This window comes from Streptomyces sp. NBC_00154 (assembly GCF_026342835.1).
Classification (GTDB): domain Bacteria; phylum Actinomycetota; class Actinomycetes; order Streptomycetales; family Streptomycetaceae; genus Streptomyces.
In genome coordinates, this window is sequence record NZ_JAPEMI010000001.1 from 2,477,937 (window position 1) to 2,501,703 (window position 23,767).

At 70.6% G+C, this 23,767-nt stretch carries 20 protein-coding genes and 1 pseudogene; 9 read left to right on the forward strand and 12 right to left on the reverse strand.

Annotation, left to right across the window (positions count from 1 at the left end):
• Positions 1-5 precede the first annotated feature (5 nt).
• The 7 genes and pseudogenes from OHA03_RS47995 to OHA03_RS11025 form a co-directional block, all read right to left on the reverse strand.
• Positions 6-230 (reverse strand): annotated as a pseudogene (locus OHA03_RS47995) (zinc ribbon domain-containing protein); the annotation flags it as partial.
• A gap of 58 nt (positions 231-288) precedes the next feature.
• Positions 289-981: a demethylmenaquinone methyltransferase gene (locus OHA03_RS11000; RefSeq protein WP_030926348.1), complete on the reverse strand. Its 693-nt coding sequence runs from the start codon at positions 979-981 to the stop codon at positions 289-291.
• Positions 982-1,140: 159 nt separating this feature from the next.
• The gene (locus OHA03_RS11005; RefSeq protein WP_267003198.1) at positions 1,141-2,175 is read right to left on the reverse strand and encodes a M36 family metallopeptidase; all 1,035 of its coding nucleotides are present in this window, start codon (positions 2,173-2,175) and stop codon (positions 1,141-1,143) included.
• A 116-nt stretch (positions 2,176-2,291) separates the two neighbouring features.
• On the reverse strand, positions 2,292-2,945 hold the full coding sequence (locus tag OHA03_RS11010) for a hypothetical protein (RefSeq protein ID WP_267003200.1): 654 nt from the start codon (positions 2,943-2,945) through the stop codon (positions 2,292-2,294).
• A gap of 7 nt (positions 2,946-2,952) precedes the next feature.
• Positions 2,953-4,152 (reverse strand): cyclic dehypoxanthinyl futalosine synthase, encoded by a 1,200-nt coding sequence (mqnC, locus tag OHA03_RS11015; protein WP_267003203.1) that lies wholly within the window; start codon positions 4,150-4,152, stop codon positions 2,953-2,955.
• A gap of 72 nt (positions 4,153-4,224) precedes the next feature.
• Positions 4,225-5,994, reverse strand: coding sequence for a serine/threonine-protein kinase (locus OHA03_RS11020; protein WP_267003205.1), 1,770 nt, complete (start codon positions 5,992-5,994; stop codon positions 4,225-4,227).
• A 369-nt stretch (positions 5,995-6,363) separates the two neighbouring features.
• Positions 6,364-7,242: a menaquinone biosynthetic enzyme MqnA/MqnD family protein gene (locus OHA03_RS11025; protein ID WP_267003207.1), complete on the reverse strand. Its 879-nt coding sequence runs from the start codon at positions 7,240-7,242 to the stop codon at positions 6,364-6,366.
• Between the two features lie 330 nt (positions 7,243-7,572).
• Here OHA03_RS11025 and OHA03_RS11030 point away from each other — a divergent pair, with 330 nt between their 5' ends.
• Positions 7,573-7,776: a cold-shock protein gene (locus OHA03_RS11030; protein WP_003967102.1), complete on the forward strand. Its 204-nt coding sequence runs from the start codon at positions 7,573-7,575 to the stop codon at positions 7,774-7,776.
• A 166-nt stretch (positions 7,777-7,942) separates the two neighbouring features.
• Complete coding sequence (locus tag OHA03_RS11035) at positions 7,943-8,770, forward strand: MerR family transcriptional regulator (protein WP_267003209.1); 828 nt, start codon at positions 7,943-7,945, stop codon at positions 8,768-8,770.
• A gap of 70 nt (positions 8,771-8,840) precedes the next feature.
• Here OHA03_RS11035 and OHA03_RS11040 read toward each other — a convergent pair whose 3' ends face one another.
• A complete protein-coding gene (locus OHA03_RS11040) occupies positions 8,841-10,067 on the reverse strand; it encodes an amidohydrolase family protein (RefSeq protein ID WP_267003211.1) in 1,227 nt (408 codons plus the stop codon).
• 270 nt (positions 10,068-10,337) lie between these two features.
• Here OHA03_RS11040 and OHA03_RS11045 point away from each other — a divergent pair, with 270 nt between their 5' ends.
• The 3 genes from OHA03_RS11045 (at position 10,338) to OHA03_RS11055 (ending at position 14,096) form a co-directional block, all read left to right on the forward strand.
• Entirely contained in the window at positions 10,338-13,304 is a 2,967-nt protein-coding gene (locus OHA03_RS11045) for a BTAD domain-containing putative transcriptional regulator (RefSeq protein ID WP_267003213.1), read from the forward strand.
• A gap of 195 nt (positions 13,305-13,499) precedes the next feature.
• Positions 13,500-13,718 (forward strand): hypothetical protein, encoded by a 219-nt coding sequence (locus OHA03_RS11050; RefSeq protein WP_267003215.1) that lies wholly within the window; start codon positions 13,500-13,502, stop codon positions 13,716-13,718.
• Positions 13,719-13,928: 210 nt separating this feature from the next.
• A complete protein-coding gene (locus OHA03_RS11055) occupies positions 13,929-14,096 on the forward strand; it encodes a hypothetical protein (RefSeq protein WP_267003217.1) in 168 nt (55 codons plus the stop codon).
• 295 nt (positions 14,097-14,391) lie between these two features.
• Here OHA03_RS11055 and OHA03_RS11060 read toward each other — a convergent pair whose 3' ends face one another.
• Entirely contained in the window at positions 14,392-15,954 is a 1,563-nt protein-coding gene (locus OHA03_RS11060) for a FadD3 family acyl-CoA ligase (RefSeq protein WP_267003219.1), read from the reverse strand.
• 97 nt (positions 15,955-16,051) lie between these two features.
• Here OHA03_RS11060 and OHA03_RS11065 point away from each other — a divergent pair, with 97 nt between their 5' ends.
• The 3 genes from OHA03_RS11065 to OHA03_RS11075 are packed head-to-tail and all read left to right on the forward strand — an operon-like array spanning position 16,052 to position 18,453.
• Complete coding sequence (locus tag OHA03_RS11065) at positions 16,052-17,200, forward strand: lipid-transfer protein (protein WP_267003221.1); 1,149 nt, start codon at positions 16,052-16,054, stop codon at positions 17,198-17,200.
• 1 nt (position 17,201) lies between these two features.
• Entirely contained in the window at positions 17,202-17,642 is a 441-nt protein-coding gene (locus tag OHA03_RS11070) for a Zn-ribbon domain-containing OB-fold protein (protein ID WP_267003223.1), read from the forward strand.
• Positions 17,643-17,673: 31 nt separating this feature from the next.
• Positions 17,674-18,453, forward strand: coding sequence for an enoyl-CoA hydratase/isomerase family protein (locus OHA03_RS11075; RefSeq protein WP_267003225.1), 780 nt, complete (start codon positions 17,674-17,676; stop codon positions 18,451-18,453).
• Positions 18,454-18,499: 46 nt separating this feature from the next.
• Here the strand turns inward: OHA03_RS11075 and OHA03_RS11080 are convergent, their stop codons facing one another.
• On the reverse strand, positions 18,500-19,048 hold the full coding sequence (locus OHA03_RS11080) for a hypothetical protein (protein ID WP_267003227.1): 549 nt from the start codon (positions 19,046-19,048) through the stop codon (positions 18,500-18,502).
• A gap of 194 nt (positions 19,049-19,242) precedes the next feature.
• Between OHA03_RS11080 and OHA03_RS11085 the strand changes: the two genes are divergently transcribed.
• Positions 19,243-19,929, forward strand: coding sequence for a hypothetical protein (locus OHA03_RS11085; protein ID WP_267003229.1), 687 nt, complete (start codon positions 19,243-19,245; stop codon positions 19,927-19,929).
• A gap of 74 nt (positions 19,930-20,003) precedes the next feature.
• On the opposite strand, the gene OHA03_RS11090 is transcribed toward OHA03_RS11085, so the two are convergent.
• Positions 20,004-22,421: a PQQ-binding-like beta-propeller repeat protein gene (locus OHA03_RS11090; RefSeq protein ID WP_267003231.1), complete on the reverse strand. Its 2,418-nt coding sequence runs from the start codon at positions 22,419-22,421 to the stop codon at positions 20,004-20,006.
• Between the two features lie 171 nt (positions 22,422-22,592).
• Positions 22,593-23,606 (reverse strand): VOC family protein, encoded by a 1,014-nt coding sequence (locus OHA03_RS11095; protein WP_267003233.1) that lies wholly within the window; start codon positions 23,604-23,606, stop codon positions 22,593-22,595.
• Positions 23,607-23,767 lie beyond the last annotated feature (161 nt).

The following is a 23,767-nucleotide window of genomic DNA, read 5'->3' on the forward strand; positions in this document are numbered from 1 at the left end:
TCTCGCCCGCATTTCATGCAGAAGCGCGCCCCTTCGGGCGCGGCGGTTCCACAGTGCGGGCAGTAGGTCGGCGGCATGGGAAGACTCCGGTGCAGCGACGGGGACACAGAGAACCGGTGACACACGGGAACGGAGAAAACGCGTGCCGTATCAACGGACACATCTTCCCGCCCACCGGTTCCCGCATTCACCGAACCCGGCAACTTCCGTCCGGGTTCAACACGGTTCATCGCGGCCGCGCCGCCTCCGAACCGCCTCGGCACCGCCGCCTCCCGACCGCCGCAGGGGTCAGGGGCGTACGCCCCGGTGCAGTGCCACGACACCGCCGGTGAGATTGCGCCAGGCCACCTTCGACCAGCCTGCCTTCTGCAGCAGCTGGGCGAGCCCGGACTGGTCGGGCCAGGCGCGGATGGACTCGGCGAGGTAGACGTACGCATCGGGGTTGGACGACACGGCACGCGCGACCGGCGGCAGTGCCCGCATCAGGTACTCGGTGTAGACCGTGCGGAACGGCGCCCAGGTCGGCTGCGAGAACTCGCAGATCACCACCCGGCCGCCCGGCTTGGTCACCCGGTACAGCTCGCGCAGCGCCGTATCCGTGTCCTGGACGTTGCGCAGCCCGAAGGAGATCGTCACCGCGTCGAACGTCTCGTCGCGGAACGGCAGCTTCGTGGCGTCGCCCGCGGTGAACGGCAGCCAGGAGTGCCGCTTCTTGCCCACCTGGAGCATCCCGACGGAGAAGTCGCACGGCACGACGTACGCACCGGTCGCGGCGAACGGCAGCGAGGACGTCGCCGTGCCCGCGGCCAGGTCGAGAACCTTCTCCGCCGGGCGGGCGTGCACCGCCTTCGCGACCTCCTTGCGCCACAGCCGGGCCTGGCCGAGCGACAGCACGTCATTGGTGAGGTCGTAGTTCGCCGCCACGTCGTCGAACATCGAGGCGACTTCGTGCGGCTGCTTGTCCAGGGATGCTCGGGTCACCCACCCATTCAAGCAGCCCGGCCGACGGCGCCTCGCGCCGGTCGGCACCCGACCCGCCGGAGGCCGGCTTCGACCGTTCGGGTGCGTGGGGGCACTGCGCGTCGCGTGGAAATCCGCCGGGGCGAGAGGCGGCCGTCCACCGCCCGCCCCGGCGCGGGCTCACACCCCCGGGATGCCCCGGTCCTGGAACGCCTTCCGCACGGCATCCGCCGCGCTCCTGCCGTACATCTGCTGCGCGGTCGCGATCGTCGTCAGGGCCGCGTCCTGGAAGGACGTGTCCGGCGCGAAGCCGAACTGGGCGTTGACGATGATCCGGTCGGCCTCGCGCGCGCCGAGCGCGCCGCGGATGTCGAACAGGGCCCGCGACCAGATCTCACCGTCCGCGTGCACCTCGCCCACCTTGTCCGCGTAGGTCTTGTCGCCGTCGACGCGGCGCAGGCAGTGCGGCACGGAGGAGGTGTACGAGACGGAATCCCAGTCCGCGACGCAGCCCGGATCGGTCCTGCGCGGCCAGCCGTACTTGGAGTCCGCGTACGCGCCGACCGACACGGCCAGGTAGTCGCCCCAGGCCTCTCCGATGGACCCGGCCTCCTCCGACGTACCGAAGCCGGGAACCTGGGCGTTGTGCACGGCATGCCCGTACTCGTGGACGATCACCTCCGCGTCCTCGGCATCGTCGACCCCGCCCTTGCCGAAGCGGATCTCGGCCTTCTTGTCGGTGAAGAAGGAGTTGTCGGCGCCCCACTGGTTGATGCGGACGGGCTGGGCCCGGTCGTTGGCACCGGGCAGCTCGCTGCCGAAGCCGAGGCTCTGCAGGTACTCCTGCGCCTCGTTGACCCAGAAGTAGGCCATCACCTGCTCGAACTGGTCGTCGTTGCGGGTGTACGTGCCCGCGGCGGCGACCTTCGCGGAGGATCCGGTGTCGGATCTGATGTACGCCCACTTGCCGGAGAGCCCGCCGCTGCCGTCCAGGTTGCGCAGGGCGGCCAGGGCGTAGGCGTCGGCGGGCACGGCGGTGGCCGAGTCCTTGGCGTCGGCCAGGTTCTGGTCCCCGGAGGACTGCACGGGGTTGACCATGAAGACCCGCCCCTGCGGAGAGCCGGCGGCCGATGCCGTGACGGGGGCGGCGAGGGCGGCGAGCGCCACGGTGGCGGTGGCCGCGGCGAGCAGAACGCGGGATGTGCGGCAGGCCATGAACATCCTCCTGGTGGGAGTACGTGGGCGGCGTGCGGGGGGCGGTAGTGCGCTGCGGGATCTTCCCGCACCCGGGGCCCGTGTGACCAGGGGCCCGACGTCACGGTTCGCCCCGGTCACCGCCGCCGGTACACCAGCCGTCCGCCCAGCACCGTGGCCACGCATGTCGCCGCCCCCGCGGCGCACAGCGCCGCCTCGTCCGGTACGTCGAATACCGCGAGGTCGGCGCGGTCGCCGACGGCGAGCGGGCCGTGCGCGGAGCCGGGCAGGTCGTGCCCCTCCGCGAACGGGTCCAGGCTCGGTTCGCCGATGAGGATGCCGGGGGCGCCGACGGCCGAGACCTCCGTCAGACCCGAGCGGGCGACGGCGGTGCGCACAGCCGGGTCGTGGAACCGGCCCGCGAGGTGCGTCGTCCCGTACCGCAGCATCTGCTGCAGCCCGCGCCGTACGCTGCCCGCCCGCCGCGTCGTGTCCATCCCGTCGGCCAGCCGCTCGAACGCCTCGCCCCACAACGGCCGGTCGCCGAGCTCGTCCGCCTCGCGCGGATCGGGGTGGTAGCAGCGGGTGAGCAGCCAGAGGCCGTGCCACTGCCGCAGACCGGGAGTGATGACGCCGGGCCACTGGCGGACGCGGGCCGTCGGATGGGCGGCCATGACGTCGTCGTACGGTCCGAGGGCGGCGATCCGGTCGCCGTCCACCGCCACCGCGCCCTGCCGGACGGCAGCCGCGCCGACCGGAAGAACCAGCGGCGAGGCATGAACGGTCAGCAATGCGGCCTCAGTTGGCGCTCAGGAGCTTCAGCTCCGGATGCGCGGTGCCGCCCTCGATCGCGGTCGACGAGATGTGCGAGACGACGCGCTCGTCGACCGGGTCGTTCGCCGGGTCGTCGTGGACGACGAGGTGCTCGTACGTCGTGGCGCGCTGCGCCGGGACGCGGCCCGCCTTGCGGATCAGATCGATGATCTCCAGCCGGTTGGAGCGGTGCTTGGCACCCGCCGAGGAGACGACGTTCTCCTCCAGCATGATCGAGCCGAGGTCGTCCGCGCCGTAGTGCAGCGACAGCTGGCCGACCTCCTTGCCCGTGGTCAGCCAGGACCCCTGGATGTGCGCGACGTTGTCGAGGAAGAGCCGGGCGATGGCGATCATCCGCAGGTACTCGAAGAGCGTGGCCTGTGTCTGCCCCTTCAGGTGGTTGTTCTCCGGCTGGTACGTGTACGGGATGAACGCGCGGAAGCCACCGGTCCGGTCCTGTACGTCACGGATCATCCTCAGGTGCTCGATGCGCTCGGCGTTGGTCTCGCCGGTGCCCATCAGCATGGTGGAGGTGGACTCGACACCCAGGTTGTGCGCGGCCTCCATGATCTCCAGCCAGCGCTCGCCGGACTCCTTGAGCGGGGCGATCGCCTTCCGCGGCCGGGCGGGCAGCAGCTCGGCGCCCGCGCCCGCGAAGGAGTCGAGACCGGCGGCGTGGATCCGCTGGATGGCCTCCTCGACGGAGACCTTGGAGATCCGGGCCATGTGCTCGACCTCGGAGGCGCCCAGCGAGTGGATCACCAGCTGCGGGAACGCCTTCTTGATCGCGGAGAAGTGCTCCTCGTAGTACTCGACGCCGTAGTCCGGGTGGTGTCCGCCCTGGAACATGATCTGCGTGCCGCCGAGTTCGACGGTCTCCGCGCAGCGGCGCAGGATGTCGTCGAGATCGCGGGACCAGCCCTTGGCGGTGTCCTTCGGCGCGGCGTAGAAGGCGCAGAACTTGCAGGCCGTGACGCACACGTTGGTGTAGTTGATGTTGCGTTCGATGATGTACGTCGCGATGTGCTCGGTGCCGGCGTAACGGCGGCGGCGCACGGCGTCGGCCGCCGCGCCCAGCGCGTGCAGGGGCGCCGACCGGTAGAGGTCGAGGGCCTCCTCCGGAGTGATCCGCCCGCCCTCGGCGGCTCGGTCGAGGATGGGCTGGAGGTCGGCCTTCTCGGTCACCGGGCTGTCACCTTTCGGCGGTTTTTCAACGGATCAACGGACCGATCCAGCGTACGCCAGCCCCTGCCGGGCTCAGCCGCCGGACCTGCTGAGCGTGCCGTACGGAAGACCCGCGCCCCTCTCCTCGGACCTGAAGCGCAGTGTGCCGTCGGCGGCGAGGGTGAAAACGACGTCCGTCGTGGTGCTCGTGCACAGCCCGGCGGTGCTCGGGCGGTCCGGATCGGTGCGCTCCCGGAGCGTCAGTTCCTCGGCGGTGCCCGAGGAGAGCCGGGCGATGCTGTGGCAGCTGACGGTCACTCCGAGGGTGGAGACCGTGGTGTTCATGCGGACGACGTCCGTGCCCTTCTTCCCCTCGGTGAACACGGCGGTGAGGGTGCCGTGCGGCTGTCCGGTGGTCTTCTCGGTCACCGGCCCCTTCCAGGTGCCGACGAACGCCTTCGGCACTGCGGTGACCGAGTCCGCGCCGCCGGTGCCCGCGTCCGTCGGGGTCGACGGCCGGGTGGCGGACGTGCTGGGCGGGGGCTTGGCCACACCGTCGTGCTCCCCGGCGCCGCCGCCACCGCTGCCCGGCAGCAGATCGAAGAGGAAGGCGCTGCCCACGGTCACGGCGGCAAGCGCGCCCGCCACCGCGAGGGCGACGGTGCAACTGAGCCTGCGGCCGCGGTTCCGGTCGGGGCGGGCGGGCCCGGAGTCGGCGCTGACGGTGAGGGAGAAGCGCGAGTCGGGGGTGCGGGGGCCGGGCAGCCCGGCCGAGTTGTCCCCGACGGCCTCGGCCGGCTGATGCGTCCGAGGAGGAAAGGCCGGCTCGATCGGCGGCCCGAACACCCCGGGCGCACCGCCGGCCCGGCCCACGGACTGCGCCTCGTTGCCACCCGGTGTCCCGTCGGCCTGGCCGTCGAGGAACGCATTGCTGAACGGCACCGGCCCCGACTGCACGGGCGCCTCCTGCGGCTCCAGGTCCAGCAGGGCCACCGCGGCCCGGCTGAGCTCACGCACCAGGGTGCCGGGCAGCCAGCCCGCCGCCACCCGCGCGGCCGCCCCGTCCGGCGCCAGCCGCCGGGCCAGCTCCGAAGGGGTGGGCCGGAGCGCCGGGTCCTTCGCCAGACACGCGGCGATCACCTCCCGCAGCTCGCCCTCGATCTCGCCCAGCTCCGGTTCCTCGTGCACCACCTTGTAGAGGAGCACCGCCGAGGAGTCGCCGAGGAAGGGAGCGAGGCCCGTCGCCGCGTACGCGAGCACCGCGCCGAGCGAGAACATGTCGGCCGCACCCGAGATGTCCAGGCCCCGGATCTGCTCCGGTGCCATGTAGCCGGGCGAGCCGACCGAGACGCCGGTGGAGGTGAGCGAGGCGGTGGCGTCGATGGCGCGGGCGATACCGAAGTCGATCAGGCGGGGGCCGTCGAGGGCGAGCAGCACGTTGGACGGCTTCACATCACGGTGGATGAGTCCCTGCCCATGCACGGCGGCCAGCGCCTCCGCCAGTCCGGCGCCCAGGGTCCGTACCGACTGTTCGGGCAGTGGCCCGTGCTCGGCGACCGCCCCCGACAGCGGCGGCCCGGCGACATAGCCGGTGGCCACCCACGGCACGGGCGCGTCCGGATCGGCGTCCAGGACGGGCGCCGTCCACTGGGCCCCGATCCGCCGCGCCGCGTCCACCTCGAGGCGGAACCGGGCCCGGAACTGCTCGTCGAGCGCGAAGTGCGGATGGACCACCTTGACCGCGACGGTGCGTCCCCCCGCGCTGCGCCCCAGATAGACCCGGCCCATGCCGCCCGCACCGAGCCTGCCGAGCAGACGGTAGCCGCCGATGGTGAGCGGCTCGCCGGCTTCCAGCGGCTGCATATGGACTCCCCCTGTGGACCGGCCGGACCTCCGACCGAAGCCTAGGGGCGAAGGTCATGCGATCACAGAGAAACCATCCGCCGATTTCGCCCCTATGGGAACGAACAGCGGTTTTCGACACAGCAAAAGGCGCGAATGTGTCGTTCACTCGAACGATTCCTGCACTCAACCGGGACTCGCCCCGGACGCCATCCGCTAATCGGATACGGCGTGCGGGGTGACCGGCAGCGGCATTCGCGGCATTCGCCGGAAGGGAATCCCCGGGACCGGGCAATAAATACCGGGCTATAAATAACGCCGGCGCGGGCGGGAAGGGCAGAAGAAGGTTCAGGATTCACCCATTGCCGGTCCCTTTCCCGTACGCAGGGATCAGTGGTCGAGCAGCTCGACGTTCACATCCGCCGGGAAGCCGGTCGTCGGTCCCGTCCGGCGCGCGAACTCCCGTACACCCTCCAGCTGGGCCGCACCGAAGCGGAAGTCCAGCGTCGTGAAGTACCGCTCCAGCAGTTCCGCGTCGAAGACCTCCCACCGCGCCGCGGTCTCCGAGACCTTGGTGACCTCTTCCAGGGACAGGTCACGCGAGGCGAGGAACGCCCGGTGGACCTCGTTCACCATGGCCGGGTGGGCGGCCAGGTAATCCTTGCGGGCCGCCCAGACGGCGAAGACGAACGGCAGCCCCGTCCACTCCTTCCACATCTGCCCGAGGTCATGGACCTGCAGGCCGAGCCGCGGCGCGTCGTGCAGCGAGGCGCGCAGCGCTGCGTCGCCGATGAGCACGGCGGCGTCCGCCTCCTGCATCATCAGGCCGAGGTCGGGCGGGCAGGTGTAGTAGTCCGGCGACACCTCGTAACGCTCGGCGAGCAGCAGCTGAGCGAGGCGGACCGAGGTGCGCGAGGTGGAGCCGAGCGCCACCCGGGCACCGTCGAGCTCCTCCAGCGGCCGCTGGGAGACGATCACGCATGACATGACGGGACCGTCGCAGCCGACCGCGATGTCGGGGAAGGCCACGAGCTGATCGGCGTTGCGCAGGTACTCGACCAGGGTGATGGGGCCGATGTCGAGATCACCGCGGACCAGCTGCTCGCTTAGCTTCTCCGGGGTGTCCTTCGACAGCTCCAGGTCGAGCAGGGTTCCGGTCCGTGCCAGGCCCCAGTACAGGGGGAGACAGTTCAGGAACTGGATGTGGCCGACGCGCGGCCTGCTGCGACGGTCGTCGCCTGCTACGGGAGAGACGGTTGAATTGTCCACATCGCGAGGCTAGACCCGCGCGGGAACCCCGGCGCCACCGGGGCTCGCAGCCTCGCCCGAGCCCGCTCTCCGGACCGCCTCGGACCGCCCCCCGAGCACCCCCGGGTCCCTATGTTCGTCAGCTCATCGGCACGGCTATCAAACATCCGAGTGAAGTGATCTTTCCCTCTACCCCTCCGCACATGCTGCGTGCTAGGCTCATCGCCAAGTTGCAGTTTGGTTTCCCTTGCAGTACAGAGCCTGCGGAGCATGTAACCCGCAGGCTTTTGTAGTTTTCAGACTTCTTTGCAGGTTCTGGAGCAGGGCAACCCTTTGGCCCAAGGAGGGCTTATGGCTACCGGAACCGTCAAGTGGTTCAACGCTGAAAAGGGCTTCGGCTTCATCGCCCAGGACGGCGGCGGCCCGGATGTCTTCGTTCACTACTCCGCGATCAACGCGTCCGGGTTCCGCTCCCTCGAGGAGAACCAGGTCGTGAACTTCGACGTCACTCAGGGGCCGAAGGGCCCGCAGGCTGAGAACGTCACCCCGGCCTAGTTGCCCGGGTCGGCCGATCGCGGCCGGCATGCAGTACCCAAGGAGCCCCGCTCCTCCGCTTCGGCGGGGAACGGGGCTCCTGCCTTTTGGTGCCCCGTCGCGGTGCCGGCGCCACGGACGAGGGGTTGACCTTGACACCGTGTGAGGCCGTGCACTGGGAGACATCATGTTCACCATCGGAGACTTCGCCAGGTACGGACGGGTGTCGGCCCGGATGCTGCGTCACTACGACGCCATCGGACTCCTGCCTCCCGACCGCACCGACCCCGCCACCGGCTACCGCTTCTACGGCGCCGCCCAGCTCGCACGCCTCAACCGCATCATCGCCCTGAAGGATCTCGGCTTCACGCTCCAGCAGGTGCAGGCCGTCCTCGACGACCAGGTCGGCCCCGAGGAGTTGCGCGGAATGCTGCGGCTGCGGCAGGTGGAGCTGGAGGCTGCCATGGCGGCAGCGGCGGCGCGGCTGGCGCAGGTCGAGGCGAGGCTCCGGTCGATCGAGAGCGAGGGACACATGCCCGCTGACGAGGTTGTGGTCAAGAACGTTCCGGCCGTACGCGTGGCGGAACTGACCGGGACGGCGGCGAGTTATCAGCCGCAGGACATCACTCCGGTGATCGGACCGCTGTACGACCGGTTGTTCCCGCTGCTGGAGGCGGCCGGGATCAGGCCCACCGGTCCCGGTGTCGCACGGTACGAGGACGCACCGGGCGGCAACGGCACGATCGTCGTGCACGCCGGAGTGACGGTCTCGGTACCGGCCGGCCCGGTCGGCGACACCGGTGTCACGGTGGTGGAGCTGCCCGCGTTCGAGGCGGCGACCATCGTCCACCGCGGTTCCATGGACGGGGTCCTGATCACCGAGCAGACGCTGGCCCGCTGGCTGGACGCCAATGGATACCGGTCGCTCGGCTACACCCGGGAGATCAATCTGGAGTGCCCCGAGGACAAGGACAAGTGGGTGACCGAGCTCCAGGAGCCGGTGACCAGGGCCTGACCACGGCACGCGGGGGCCCGCCCGAGACGGTGGGCCCCGTGCCGTACCACCCGTCGGCGGGGTCTGCGCGCTACGCCCCTGGCCCCGCCCACAGTCCGTCGGCCGTGAGCCCCAGAAGGTCGATCGCGTTGCGGCGCACGATCCGGTCCACCACGTCCGGGTCCAGGTGCCCCATCTGCGCCTCGCCGACCTCACGGGACTTCGGCCAGGTCGAGTCCGAGTGCGGGTAGTCCGTCTCGTACAGCACGTTCCCGACGCCGATCGCGTCCAGGTTCTTCAGCCCGAAGGCGTCGTCGAAGAAGCATCCGTACACATGCTCGGTGAACATTTCCGACGGCGGCCGGTGCACCTTGTCGGCGACCCCGCCCCAGGCCCGGTTCTCCTCCCAGACCACGTCGGCGCGTTCCAGGATGTACGGGATCCAGCCGATCTGGCCCTCCGCGTACATGATCCGGAGGTTCGGGAATCGTTCGAACTTGCCGCTCATCAGCCAGTCGACCATCGAGAAACAGCAATTGGCGAAGGTGATCGTGGACCCGACCGCGGGCGGGGCATCGGCCGAGGTGGACGGCATCTTCGAGGAGGAGCCGATGTGCATCGCGATCACGGTGCCCGTCTCGTCGCAGGCCCGCAGGAACGGATCCCACTCGTCCGTATGTATCGACGGAAGGCCGAGATGTGGGGGTATCTCGGAGAACGCGACGGCGCGCACCCCTCGCGCGGCGTTCCGCCTGACCTCGTCGGCGGCGAGCTGCGCGTCCCACAGCGGGACGAGGGTGAGCGGGATCAGCCGGCCCCCGGCCTCGGGGCCGCACCACTCCTCGACCATCCAGTCGTTGTACGCGCGCACGCCGAGCAGTCCGAGTTCGCGGTCCTTCGCCTCGGTGAACGTCTGGCCGCAGAACCGCGGGAAGGTCGGGAAGCAGAGCGCGGACTGGACATGGTTGATGTCCATGTCGGCGAGCCGGTCCGGCACCGAGAACGAGCCCGGACGCATCTGCTCGTACGTGATGATTTCGAGCTTGATCTCGTCCCTGTCGTAGCCGACCGAGGTGTCGAGCCGGGTGAGCGGCCGGTGCAGATCCTCGTACACCCACCAGTCGCCGATCGGCCCTTCGTCCCCCTTTGCACCCATGACCGGTGCGAACTTGCCGCCCATGAAGGTCATTTCCTTCAGCGGGGCACGGACGATGCGCGGGCCGCGGTCGAGGTACCTGGACGGGAGCCGGTCCCGCCAGACATGAGCGGGCTCCACCGTGTGGTCGTCCACCGAGATGATCTTCGGGAAGGTCTCCATGCGCACCACGGTAGCGCCGATCTGACGAGCCGTCAGCTCTCTTGACCGGGGCCCCGTGCCGAATCGTTGTCGAGGGCTTGTGCAGAGAGTCACCCACTGCTGACGTGTCCGCCCATGACAAGGCAGACTGTTGAGCGCGATAGCAACGGTAGGGCGCAATCCGGATCCACCCGGCGCACATGGGTGCACCGGTGGACATTCCGAGCAGAAGAACCAGCGGGACCAGCGTGACCGGCAGGACCGGCGGGGCGAGCAGGACAGGGGGCATCAATGGACCGTGACAACGGGCCACGCGTGCGTGTTCCGGAGCAGCGGGCTCCGCAGCAGCAGACGGCCGACACCGACCTCCGCTTCGCCGTACTCGGACCGGTACGCGCCTGGCGGGGCGGCGAACCGCTGCCCTCCGGCTCACCGCAGCAGCGAGCCCTGTTGACCGCCCTGCTCCTGCGCGACGGCCGCACGGCCACCGCCGCCGAACTCATCGACGCCATCTGGGGCGAGGAGCCGCCGTCCCAGGCGCTCGCCGCCGTACGGACATACGCCTCCCGGCTGCGCAAGATCCTCGACCCGGACACGCTGATCAGCAACGCCGGCGGATACGCGATACGGACCCGGCCCGACGCGCTCGACCTCACGGCGGCGCAGGAGCTGGCCGCGGACGCGGAGAAGGCGCGGGCCGGCGGCGACCGGTCCCGGGCCCGCGCCCTGATCAACGAGGCACTGGCGCTGTGGGACGGCGAACCACTGGCCTCCGTCCCGGGGCCGTACGCCGAGAACCAGCGCACCCGGCTGGAGGAGTGGCGGCTCCAGCTCACCGAGACACGGCTCGACCTCGACCTGGAGCTCGGCTGCCACGCGGAGGCGGTCTCCGAACTGACCGCACTCACCGCGGCGCACCCGCTGCGGGAGCGGCTGCGCGAACTGCTGATGATCGCCCTGTACCGCAGCGGCCGTCAGGCGGAGGCACTCGCCGTGTACGCCGACACGCGCCGGCTGCTCGCCGACGAACTCGGCGTGGACCCGCGCCCGGAGCTCTCGCAGCTCCAGCACCGGATCCTGCAGGCCGACGAGGAACTGGCCCACCCGGCCGACGAGGCGGTGCCCGCACCCGCCGCCGTCCGCCCGGCCCAGCTCCCGGCCACGGTCCCGGACTTCACCGGCCGCGCCTCCTTCGTCCGCGAACTGGGCAACCGGCTGGCGACGGCCGAGGGTTCGGTCATGGCCGTGTCGGCGCTGGCGGGAATCGGGGGCGTGGGCAAGACGACGCTGGCCGTGCACGTCGCGCACCAGGCGCGCCCGCACTTCCCGGACGGCCAGCTGTACGTCGACCTGCAGGGCGCGGGCGCACGCGCCGCCGAACCGGAAACGGTCCTGGGTGCCTTCCTGCGCGCCCTGGGCACGGCCGACTCGGCGATCCCCGACTCCCTGGACGAACGGGCCGCGCTCTACCGCTCCACGCTCGACGGCCGCCGCATCCTGGTCCTCCTGGACAACGCCCACGACGCGGCCCAGATCCGTCCGTTGCTCCCCGGCACGGCGGGCTGCGCGGCCCTGGTCACGAGCCGCGTCCGCATGGTCGACCTCGCGGGCGCGCACCTGGTGGACCTCGATGTGATGTCACCCGAGGAGGCGCTCCAGCTCTTCACTCGCATCGTCGGCGAGGAGCGGGTCAACTCGGAGCGCGAGGCGGCCCTGGACGTGGTGGCCGCGTGCGGCTTCCTCCCTCTCGCCATCCGCATCGCCGCCTCCCGCCTGGCCGCCCGCCGCACCTGGACCGTCTCGGTCCTGGCGGCGAAGCTCGCCGACGAGCGCCGCCGCCTGGACGAACTCCAGGCGGGCGACCTGGCGGTGAAGGCGACGTTCGAACTCGGCTACGGCCAGCTGGAGCCGGCCCAGGCCCGCGCGTTCCGGCTGCTGGGCCTGGCGGACGGCCCGGACATCTCCCTGGCGGCAGCGGCGGCGCTGCTGAACCTGGAGGTGCATGCGGCGGAGGACGTACTGGAGTCCCTGGTCGACACGAGCCTGCTGGAATCGGCAGCGCCGGGCAGGTACCGCTACCACGACCTGGTACGGCTCTACGCGCGTGCATGCGCGGAGCGGGACGAGCAGCCGCCGGAGGAGCGGGAGTTGGCGCTGTCGCGGCTGCTGGACTTCTACCTGGCCACGGCGGCGGGGGTGTATGCGCTGGAGCGGCCGGGGGATCGGACGGTCAATCACCTGCAGCGCACGGAACACCCCGGGCTGTCGTTCACCGACCACGGCCGGGCCCTGGACTGGCTGTATTCGGAGGCGAACCCCTTGCTGGCATGCGTGCAGCAGAGCGTCACCACCGGAACCATCCGGCGTGCGGTGGACCTCCTTCTGGCTTCCAAGGACCTCGCGGAGTCAGGCGCCAACTCTCGCCAGTTCGAATCGGTCGCCACCATCGTGCGGGATGCTGCGGCAACTACGGGCGATGCGCGCTCCGAAGCGCGAGCGAGGACAACGCTCGCTCAGGTGCACAGCACCGCCGGCCGTTTCGACCAGGCCGAGGAAGAAGCCCGGCGGGCCATGCTGCTCACTCCTTCGACGGATGATGTATGGACCCACTGCAACGCTCCGAACGAGCTCGGAATCATAGCCGGCTACCGCAATCGGCTCGACGAGGCGGAAGTCCTTCTCCAGCGCACCATCACCGCGTTCCGGGCCGACAACAATCAAGCGGGTGAAGCCAGCGCCCTGTGCAATCTTTCCCGGGTCCATCTGGCTATCGGACAGACCGCGAGCGCAGTGGAACTTGCCGGCCAAGGCATCGCTCTCTACAACCGGTTGGGGCTCACACTGCGCCTGGCGAACGGTCGCTATGCCCTGGGACTCGCACTGGCGCGCGCGGGCCGACACGACGAAGCCGAGGGCCGCCTCTCCGAGGCGCTCTCCGTCTTCCGGGACAGTCGGCAACGGCTGTGGGAGGGAATGACTCTCTTCCGGCTGGCCGAAGTCCACCTCGCAGCACAGCGCTCGGCCCAGGCTGCCGCGCTGGCAGAGCAAGCGTTGACAGTACTGCTCCACATAGGCGGGGAGTGGCGTCGCGCGAATGTGCTGACGGTGCTCGGCCAGGCGCTGGCGGGCATTGGGCAGGCAGATCGCGCGAAGGCCTGCTGGCGAGAGGCGCTCTCGATCTTCGATCAGCTCAAGGCCCCCGAAGGCGACACCGTTCGTGGCCTCCTCCGTCTCGCGACGGCCCCCAACGGGCGCTGACCCTGCGTTCATCGTTCGTTTATCGCCGCCAGGCATTCTCGTACCTGTCGATGCGTCGCGTCGGGGGGCAGACGAGTCGACAGTGGAACCGCGCACTAAGGTGAACGGCTCTGAACAGCCCGTCCGGCGGCCCACGGGGGAGCAGCCGGACGGGCTTTGCCGACCATCCATGCATCGAGCAACGGAGTTCACAGCATGAGCGACGACAAGAAGATCCAGGTGCCCACGCCGAAGGCCGGGACCACGGGCGACGCCAATCCCGAGGACAGCCACATGACCGACGAGCCCGAGATCAAGCCGCTGGACAGCCACATGACCGGCGAGCCCGAGATCAAGCCGCTGGACAGCCACATGACCGACGAGCCCGAGATCAAGCCGCTGGACAGCCACATGACCGGTGCAGATCCGCGCTGAGCCACCCGGCGGGGGCACGGGGAGCACGGGGGTAGGGGGAACGGCCGCGGCGGCGCGGAGGGGGAGCCGTCGCGGCCGCTGCATGTCCGCGCAACATCAGTGCAATCGAGCCGATGTTCGACCGATTTGCGGCTGAGGGGTACCGCCATCGCCCCCCTGTCACTAGCGTCACTTCACGTCCGGAAGCTCTCTCCTATCCCAGGAGTTGGAATGATCCGCACGAAGAAGACGCTTGTCGCCGCCGCGTTCGCCGTGGCCCTCGGCCTCGGCTCGGCCAGCCCGGCCCTGGCCGACATGCACGCCACCGGCGAAACTCCGGTCACCACACAGGACATGCACGCAACTTCGGTGACCACGCAGGACATGCACGCCACCTGAGCCACACCCGCGCGCAAGAGGGGTCCGAGCCGCTGGCTCGGACCCCTCCCCCGTCTCCCCTGCAACCCCTTGACCTGCGCTCCCGGTCGGCACAACTTCCGCATGGCGTCCTCGTCCGAGATGAACACCACCACCCGTCCCCGCTGCCGCCCAGCGAGTCCCGATCTCCGAGTACCACACGCGACAACGCCTTACAGTCGAGCACGTAGCGACGTCGGACGTGGAGGACATCCGACTGCTCACCGCCGGCCATCCCCGGGTGGCAGCGGAGAAGGTCTGATCGATCAGGCGCCCCCTACCTCTGTCCCCGCCCCCGCAGCTCCCCCTTCACCACCTTGCCGCTCGCGTTCCGCGGCAGCTCGTCCACGAACTCCACCGTCCTCGGGACCTTGTAGTTCGCCATCTCCCGCCTCGACCAGGCGATCAGGTCGTCGGCCGTGAGCGTCGCGCCCGGGCGGCGGACCGCGTACGCCTTGCCGACCTCGCCCAGTCTGGGGTCCGGGATGCCGATCACCGCCACGTCGGCCACATCCGGGTGCAGGCCCAGGAGTTGTTCGATCTCCGCGGGGTACGCGTTGAAGCCGCCGACGATGAACATGTCCTTGATCCGGTCCGTGATGCGCAGGTTGCCCGCCTCGTCGAGGATGCCTATGTCGCCCGTGCGGAGCCAGCCGTCCGGGGTGATGGTGGTGGCTGTGGTGCCGGGGTCCTCGAAGTAGCCCTGCATCACGTTGAAGCCGCGGACCAGGACCTCGCCGGGGGTACCGGGGGCCGCCAGGACGCGGACCTCCGTGCCGGGGATCGCGCGGCCGGAGGTGGAGGAGATCACGTCGGGCCGGTCACCGCGGCGGCACATCGTGACGATGCCGCTCGCCTCGGAGAGGCCGTATGCCGTGAGGACCGTCGCGATGCCAAGCTCCGTGCACAGCCGTTCCACCAGTTGGAGCGGGACGACCGCCGCACCCGTCACCACCAGGCGCAGGGCCGAGAGGTCGTGCGCACCCCGCGCCGGGTGGTCCAGCAGGGACTGGTGGAGGGTGGGTGGGCCGGGGAGGACCGAGATGCGTTCGGCGGCGATGTTCGCGAGGACCGTGTCCACGTTGAACACCGACTGCGGGATCATCGTCGCGCCCCGCATCAGGCACGCGATGATGCCCGCCTTGTAGCCGAAGGTGTGGAAGAACGGGTTCACGATCAGATAGCGGTCGCCCTCGCGCAGGCCCGCCAGCTCGCTCCAGATCGCGTAGCAGCGCAGAGTCTGGGTGTGGGTGATCACGGCACCCTTGGGGCGACCCGTGGTGCCCGAGGTGTAGATGATGTCGGAGGGGGACGAGGGGGCGATCGCGTCCGCTCGCGCCCGTACCTCCGCCGGAGAGATCCGCTCGCCCGTCGCCAGGAAGTCCTTCCAGGTGACGTAGGACTCGGGGGCCGCGTCCGCCAGCACCACGACCCGTTCCAGGTGCGGAAGTTCCACCTCCGCCCGGCGCAGCGACGCCACGTACGACGTGCCGAGGAACGTGCCGGTGATGAAGAGCAGCTTCACCCGGCTGCGCTGCAGGATGTACGCCGCCTCCGTACCCTTGAAGCGCGTGTTGACAGGGACCAGGACCGCGCCGGCTGTGACCGCTCCGAGCGCCGAGACGATCCAGTCCAGGGTGTTCGGCGCCCAGACCGCGACCCGGTCCCCCGGCTCCACACCCGACGCCATGCACGCGGCGGCGGCTCGCTCGACGCGGTCGCCCAGTTCGGCGTACGAGATGCGGGTGCGGCCCTCGACGACCGCCTCCCGGTCCCCGTACCGCCGCGCCGCCGTCCGTATCAGTCCCGGGATGCTGCCCCATTCCTCGTCGCCGCGCATCGCATGCCCTCCCGCCGAACCGCAATAGCTGACTATCCGTCAGATTAGCTGTAGCCTCTGCGGCTGTCAGCAGTCATGACGATCGCGGAGGTGGCGGATGGCGACGCTCAAGGACGTGACGGCGATAGCCGGGATCGGGCAGACGGCCTTCGCGAAACACCTTCCCGAGTCCGAGAAGACCCTGGCCTGCCGGGCGATCGTCGCAGCCCTCGACGACGCGGGCATCGCCGCGTCGGAGGTCGACGCGTTCGCCTCGTACACGATGGAGGAGACCGACGAGGTCGAGGTCGCCAAGGCGATCGGGGCCGGTGATGTCACCTTCTTCTCCAAGGTCGGCTACGGAGGCGGGGGTTCGTGCGCGACGATCGCGCATCTCGCCGCCGCCGTCGCCACCGGGCAGGCGAGTGTCGGGGTCGCCTGGCGGTCACGGAAGCGCGGCTCGGGGCCCCGGCCCTGGAAGAACACCACCGTGCAGCTGCCGACCCCCGCCCAGTGGACCCGCCCGTACGGCCTGCTGAGGCCGGCCGACGAGATCGGGATGCTTGCACGGCGGTACATGCACGAGTACGGGGCCACCCGCGACCACCTCTTCAATGTCGCGCTCGCCTGCCGCAACCGCGCCAACCAGAACCCCGATGCGGTGATGTACGAACGCCCCCTGACCCGCGACATGTATATGACCTCGCGCTGGATCAGCGAGCCGCTCTGCCTCTTCGACAACTGTCTGGAGACGGACGGGGCGCTCGCCTGCGTCATCGTCTCCTCCGAACGGGCCCGCGACTGCCGGCACAAGCCCGTCTACATCCACTCCGTCGCCCAGGGCCTGCCCGCCCAGCACCACGGGATGGTCAACTACTGGAACGACGACCCGCTCACCGGACCCGCCTGGACAGCTGCCCGGCAGCTCTGGAAGCAGGCCGACTTCGGTCCGGACGATGTCGATGTCGCTCAGGTCTACGACGCGTTCACCCCGCTCATCCCGCTCTCCCTGGAGGGCTACGGCTTCTGCGGGCGCGGTGAGGGTGCCGCGTTCACCGAGGGCGGGGCGCTGGAGAGCGGCGGCCGGCTGCCCATCAACACGGGCGGCGGCGGACTCAGCGAGGGGTACGTGCACGGTTTCAACCTCATCAACGAGGGCGTGAAGCAACTGCGCGGCACCTCCACCGCCCAGGTGCCGTCCGCCGCCACCTGCCTGGTCACCGCCGGTGAGGGCGTTCCCACCTCCGCCGTACTGCTGAGGAGCTGACATGGAATCGCTGTTGCTGCCCGTCGTCGACGAGGACGGCGCGCCCTTCTGGGAGTACGCCGCCCGGGGTGAACTCCGCGTCCAGGCGTGCGCCGCCCCCGACTGCGGCAGGCTCCGCTTCCCGCCCCGGCCCTGCTGCCCGCACTGCCGGTCGTTCGAGAGCGAGTGGCGGGCGATGAGCGGGCGCGGGCGCATCTGGTCGTACGTGGTGCCGCATCCGCCGCTGCTGCCCGCGTACGCCGCACAGGCCCCGTACAACGCCGTCGTCGTCGAACTCGCCGACGCCCCGCACATCCGGCTGGTCGGCAATGTGGTCAGCGGACCCGAGGCGCCGCTGAACTCGGTCGATCCGGGGAGGTTGCGGATCGGGGCGTCGGTGAAGGCGGTCTTCGCACCGGTGAGCCCGGAGCTGGCCATGGTCCGCTGGCAGTTGGAGCGATGAGGGGCAGGAGGCGTGTGGTGAGGGGACGACGATGACACTGCGGACGGAGACCGACAAGAAGACCGGGGTCGCGGTCGTCACCCTCGACCGGCCCGAGAAGCTGAACGCGATCGATCTGGCGACGGCCGATGAACTGGCCGGTGTCTGGCGGGCGTTCCGCTTCGATGACGGGGTGCGGGCCGTCGTCGTGACCGGCGCGGGCGGGCGCGCCTTCTGTACGGGTCTCGACCGGGACGTGGAGGTGCCTCAGCCCTCGTCCCCTTACACGATCGACGATCCGCTGATCGCGATCGGGCCGAAGGCGAACGACCTGTGGAAGCCGGTGATCGCCGCCGTGGAGGGGATGGCGTGCGGCGGGGCGTTCTATCTGCTGGGCGAGGCGGAGTTCGTCGTCGCATCGGAGGAGGCGACCTTCTTCGACCCGCATACGACGTACGGCATGGTCAGCGCGTACGAGGCGATCCACATGGCGCAGCGGATGCCGTTCGGGGAGGTGGCCCGGATGTCCTTGATGGGTACGGCCGAACGGGTGACGGCCCGCCGTGCGTACGAGACCGGGCTGGTCAGCGAGGTGACGGCGCCCGGCGGCGCGGTGGAGGCGGCGGTGCGGGCGGCGGACGTGATCGCGTCGTATCCGACGGAGGCGGTGCAGGGGACGGTACGGGCGGTGTGGTCCGCGAAGGAGTCCGCGAGGGCGCAGGCGCTGGCCCATGCCCCGCAGCTGATCGCGCTCGGGAACCTGCCGGTGGAGCGGCAGGGGGAGCTGTTCAGGGGGCGGGGGCGGGGCGGCGGGGAGTTCCGGCTGCGGTGACGCGAGGCCGGAACTCCCGCTGCGGTGAGCCGGAGCCCCCGTCCGCTTAGTAGCTGAGTTCGGCCTCGGCCCGGCACTTCTTCACCCGGGACACCTTGCCCGGGCTGTCCATCCGCACGGAGACGGTCGCGCTGTCGACTCCCGTCAGCTCCACGTTCGCCTGGCCGGTGTCGACGGTGTTGCCACGCGCGTCGAGGAAGGTGACATCGACCTCGTACATGTGCGTGCCGAGCTCGCTCGAGCTGACCCGGACGGTGGAGGAGGTCACAGCCCGACGCTTGCCCTTGCGGGGCCGGGCGCAGCGGATCACGGTCGCCCCGGGCTCGTCGGTCGCCGTGGCGCCGGGGGTCGCGGTCTCGTAGGTGGAGCTGCCGGACGAGCTGCTCGACGAGTCGTCGTAGATGTCGTCGTCGTAGTCGTTGTGGTGGTAGCTGCCGTTGCTCTTCTTGGAGTTGGAGCAGCCCCCGCCGCTACCGCTCGAACCGTGACTCCTGCTGCCCCGGCTCTTGCCGCCGTGGCTCGACGTCGAGAAACCGGTGAGTGCGAGCACCACCACGACCAGAACCGCCGAAAGTTTCAGATGCTGCCGCATCATCGATGCAGCCCCCCCTTGATTTGTTGTCATGTCGCTGTCCATGGACCGCGCGACACCGTAACGCATGGCCTATGCAGGAACAGGTGCCAGGCCGGTCCGCCCCTGGTGGCGAGGGTCTACGGCCGGGCGTAGCGTCGACGCCGAGAGCGGTGCAGATCCACGACGCCGATCCGCACACCCGCAGGAGGCCGACGATGATCCGCAACATCCTCGGCTCGATCGTCGCTCTCGCAGGAGCGGCGGCCGTCGTGCTGAGCCCCTTCCGTGTCTGGTACGACGGCCGTCTCGGGCGCCATTACCGGGTCGCGGACCTCTTCAACGGCATCAGTGGTGCGCAGCCGGGTCCGTTGGCATCGATCTGGCTGCCGTTTCTGTTCGCGGCTGCCGTGGCGGCGGTGGGCGTGGTGCTGCGATCGCGGCTGCTGGTGGCCTGCGCGGGCGTGATCGTGCTCGGCTTCACCGTGCTGTGGATGGTGCGGCAGGGGCAGGTGGCCGGGAACCTGACGGTGGCGGCGGACGGGTCCGGGCTGCAGCTGGGGGTGGCGTATGCGGCGGGCGGCGGGGTGTTGCTCCTGCTGGGCGCGCTGCTGATGTCGGGACGGCACGGCAGTGGCAGTCGCCTCGGCCGCAGGGCCCGCAACCAGCCGTACGCGGCGCCGGGAGCGGAGCATCCGGATACCTGGCCGCCGACGCAGGAGCCGGGGCCGTCGGTGCAGACGAGTCCGTGGCCGGAGCCGGAGGTCGATCCGTACACGGGTCCGGACACGCACGGGAAGGACCAGGACACGGCGTCGTACCCGGTGCAGGAGGAGGGCCCTGACACGGCGCGGTACCCCGTGCAGGGGGAGGGCCCTGACACGCGACGCCCTCCCCGGCCGTGACGCGTCCCCCGGTGCAGGGGTTTCCGTCCTCGAACGCCGGACGGGCGGGAAGCGGCCGCTGAGTGGCCGCTTCCCTACGCCCGTGCTCTGTTCCCCGTACCCGTTCCCTTCAGCGCGTCCAGCGCGTACACGCAGCGGTCCTTGCTGCACGCGTACACCACGCCTCCCTGCGCCACCGGTGAACCGGTGATCTCGCCGCCCGTCGCCAGCTTCCATCTCAGCTGGCCACCTGCCGCGTCCAGCGTGTACAGCACATGGTCGGCGGAGCCGAAGTGGACCCGGCCGTCGGCCACGACCGGGGCGCCGACGACCTCGCCGCCCGCGGCGAAGCGCCACTTCGGGGTGCCTGTCACCGCGTCCAGCGTGTAGAGCGCGTTGCCGCTGCCGACGTGGACGTTGCCCGCTGCCACGAGCACCGGTTCGATCGACTGGCGGGCCTCCGTCGCGATGCGCCAGCGGTCCTTGCCGGTCGACGCGTCGAGCGCGTACACCGTGCCGAGGTAGTCGGCCAGGTACACCCCGCCGCCCGTGACCGCGGGGCCCGGTGCATAGGCCGGGGGGGAGAGGAAGACCGCGGGCGACTCGAAGTGCCAGCGCACCCGGCCCGCCGCGATGTCGGCGGCGAGGACCCGGGTGCCTGCGGCGATGTACACGTAGCCGTCCGGCGCCGGCGTCACCCGGACGGGCACCCCGCCGCAGGAGGCCGCGTCGCCGATCGGGTACGACCAGCGCTCGATGCCCGTGCGGGCGTCGACGGCGCGCAGCCGGGCGTCCTGCCACAGGTACACGGTGCCTTCGTGGATCGCGGGCCCGGCCTCCGCCGTCTCGAAGTCGGTCTGTACGCCGCTCGTCTCCCACAGCTTCTCGCCGGTGGACGCCTCCCACGCCTGGACGCCGCCGCCACGCGTGCCGGTGACGACCGTGCCCCGGTCGGCCTTGAGGGAGTACACCCAGGCGTCCGTCTGCAGCCGCCACCGCTCGGCGCCGGTCAGCGCGTCCAGGGCGTACAGCGAAGGGCCGTCGGAGCCGTGGATGCGGCCGCCGTCGAGCGCCATCGACCAGGCCACGTCACGGGTCTTGAACTGGCGCCGGCCGTTGCCGACATCCAGGGCATGCACCTCGAAGGACGTCACGTACAGCAGGTCCCCGGCGACAACCGGCGTGCCCCACACGTCGTTCGACATCCGGAACCGCCAGGGCCGCCAGCGGTCCGGCCCGGCGGGGGCCGCTTCAGGGGCGTGCGCCGGAGCGGGTACGGGCGGGGCGGCGGCCGGGGCCGTGCCGTTCAGCCCGGCGGGCGGGCGCACCCAGCCGGTCGCGGGACCGGCCTCGGCGCCGGCCATGGCACGCACGTCACCGGCGCGCGGCCCGGGCCCGATCGACACCTTCGCACCGCTCAGCCGCACCGGACCGCCCCCGTCCGGACCCTGAACGGGCGACGGGGAGAAGAAGGGTGCCGGGGACGGGGATCTCAGGTCCGCACCGCTGCGCCACGCCGGCTCCCGGTCCGCGCCCGGCGGGCGATGGGGCGGCGGGGGCGCCGGAGCAGGCGCGGGTGCGGGTGCGGGTGCGGACGCCGCGGGTGGCGCCGTACGCCCTCCCCCGCGCCGCTGCTCGATCATTGCCGTGGCCGATGTCGGCAGCCAGGCCGACGCCGTACCGCTGTCGTCGCTGCCGGAGGCGAAGAGGTGCGGGGCCAGCTGGGCCTGCAGATCGGCGGGGCTGGGCCGCAGCGCCGCATCCATCTGCATACAGGACTCGATCAGGGGACGCAGATCGTCGGGCAGGCCCTCCACATCGGGGCCCTCCCGCAGCAGCATGAAGACCGTCTCGACCGGGTTGGCCCCATGGAACGGCGCATGACCGGTGGCGGCGAACACCAGCGTCGAGCCGAGCGAGAAGATATCGCTGGCCCCCGTCACACTGCGCGAGTCCCGCGCCTGCTCGGGCGACATGTAGGCGGGGGTGCCGACCGCCACGTTGGTCATCGTCAGCCGGGTGTTGGAGACGCCGGACGCGATCCCGAAGTCGATCACCCGCGGGCCGTCCTCGACCACCAGCACGTTCGACGGCTTGAGGTCGCGGTGGACCAGGCCCGCGCCATGGATGGACTGCAGGGCCTCGGCGATCCCAGCAGCCAGCCAGCGCACCGCCTGGGTCGGCATCGGACCGCACTCATTCACTATTTCCTCGAGTGAGGGAGCGGGCACGTACGCGGTGGCCAGCCACGGCACGGCGGCGCGCGGATCGGCGTCCACCACGGCCGCCGTGTAGAACCCGCTGACCGCCCGGGCGGCCTCCACCTCACGCGTGAAGCGGACCCGGAACAGCTGGTCCTCGGCAAGTTCTGTACGTACGGTCTTGATCGCCACCCGTCGGCCCGACGCCGAGCGGGCGAGATAGACCAGCCCCATGCCGCCGGCCCCGAGCCGTCCCAGTACCTCGAACGGGCCGATCCGTCTCGGGTCGTGCTGCGTCAGCTGCTCCACCACTTACCTGCCACCTCCCCGTACGGACCTCAGCAACAGAGGCCCGCGAAAAACCGCCCCGTGCAGGGTCTCACCACTGGGCACCACCCGGCGGTGCGCACCCCGATTGTTGCTGGCTGAAGCGATGGTTGCGAACCCGGGGGCGGATCGGGGTGTCACATGTCACTCTGCCCTCTATCGGGACACCGGGGGCTGAAGTACGGCGAACTCGGCACCCTGATTGTCGTGCAGGACCGCCATCCTCCCGTACGGGATGTCGAAAGGCGGCACGGAGACCCGGCCGCCGAGGTGGACGCCGGTCTCGGCCGTGGCGTCGCAGTCCGCGACAGCGAAGTAGTTGAGGAAATAGCTGGGCATCTCGGCCGGGAACGCGTCGGTGATGACGCTGCGCCCGCCGATCGCGGTGTCGGGGCCCGGTTCAGTGCCTGCCGGGGACCACATCCGGAAGTCGGCCCCGGGCATGTCCGCGCCCGATCCGCCGATGCCGGACTCAACCGGGCCGGACTCGGGCGTCTCGGGCTCAGGAGTCTCGGACTCGGGGGGCTCTGACTCAGGGGGCTCGGACTCGGGGGTCTCGGACTCCCCCGTGCCGGGCTCACCGGTCCCGGCCTCGGTCGAGCCGGGCCCGCCGGTGCCGGGCTCCCTCGTTCCGGACTCGCCCCTGCCCGACTCACCCATGCCGGCCGCGCCGAGATCCGTGCCACGGAACCCGAAGACGCGCTCGTAGAAGGCGTCCACGCGGTCCTTCTGCCGGGTGTACACCTCGGTCCAGCAGAAGGATCCCGGCTCGTTCTGCTTCTGGAACCCGCTGCGGTCCCCCGCCTGCCAGAGCCCGAAGACCGCGCCTCCGGGGTCGGCGGCCTGCGCGAGCACCCCAGCACTGCCCACCCTCACGGGGTCGGTGATCACCTGGCCGCCCGCCTGCCGGATCCTGGTGACGGTCGCGGCGATGTCGTCGGTGGCGAAGTAGATGCCCCAGGCGGTCGGCATCCGGCCGTCCTGCTTGGCGGCCAGTGCGGCAACGAGCTTGCCGCCGCTGAGGGCATCGACACCAGGGCCGCCCCTCTCCACCTCTTCGCCGGCCCGGAAGGTCCATCCGAAGAGCTCACCGTAGAAGCGCTTGCCCGCTTCGAGGTCGGGGAGCTGCACATCCACCCAGCACGGCGCGGAGTGCGCGAATGCGGCCATGAGCCCGGATCCTTCCGCAGTAGTGACGCTCGTCACACCCAAAGTAGCCGCGGGCCGTCCGCACCGCGCTGCAACGAGCAGTCGAACACACTCTCGATATTGGAGTTCCCTGCCCACCGCGTCACGGAAAGTTATCCACGGAAGTTGTCCACAGGCTGTTG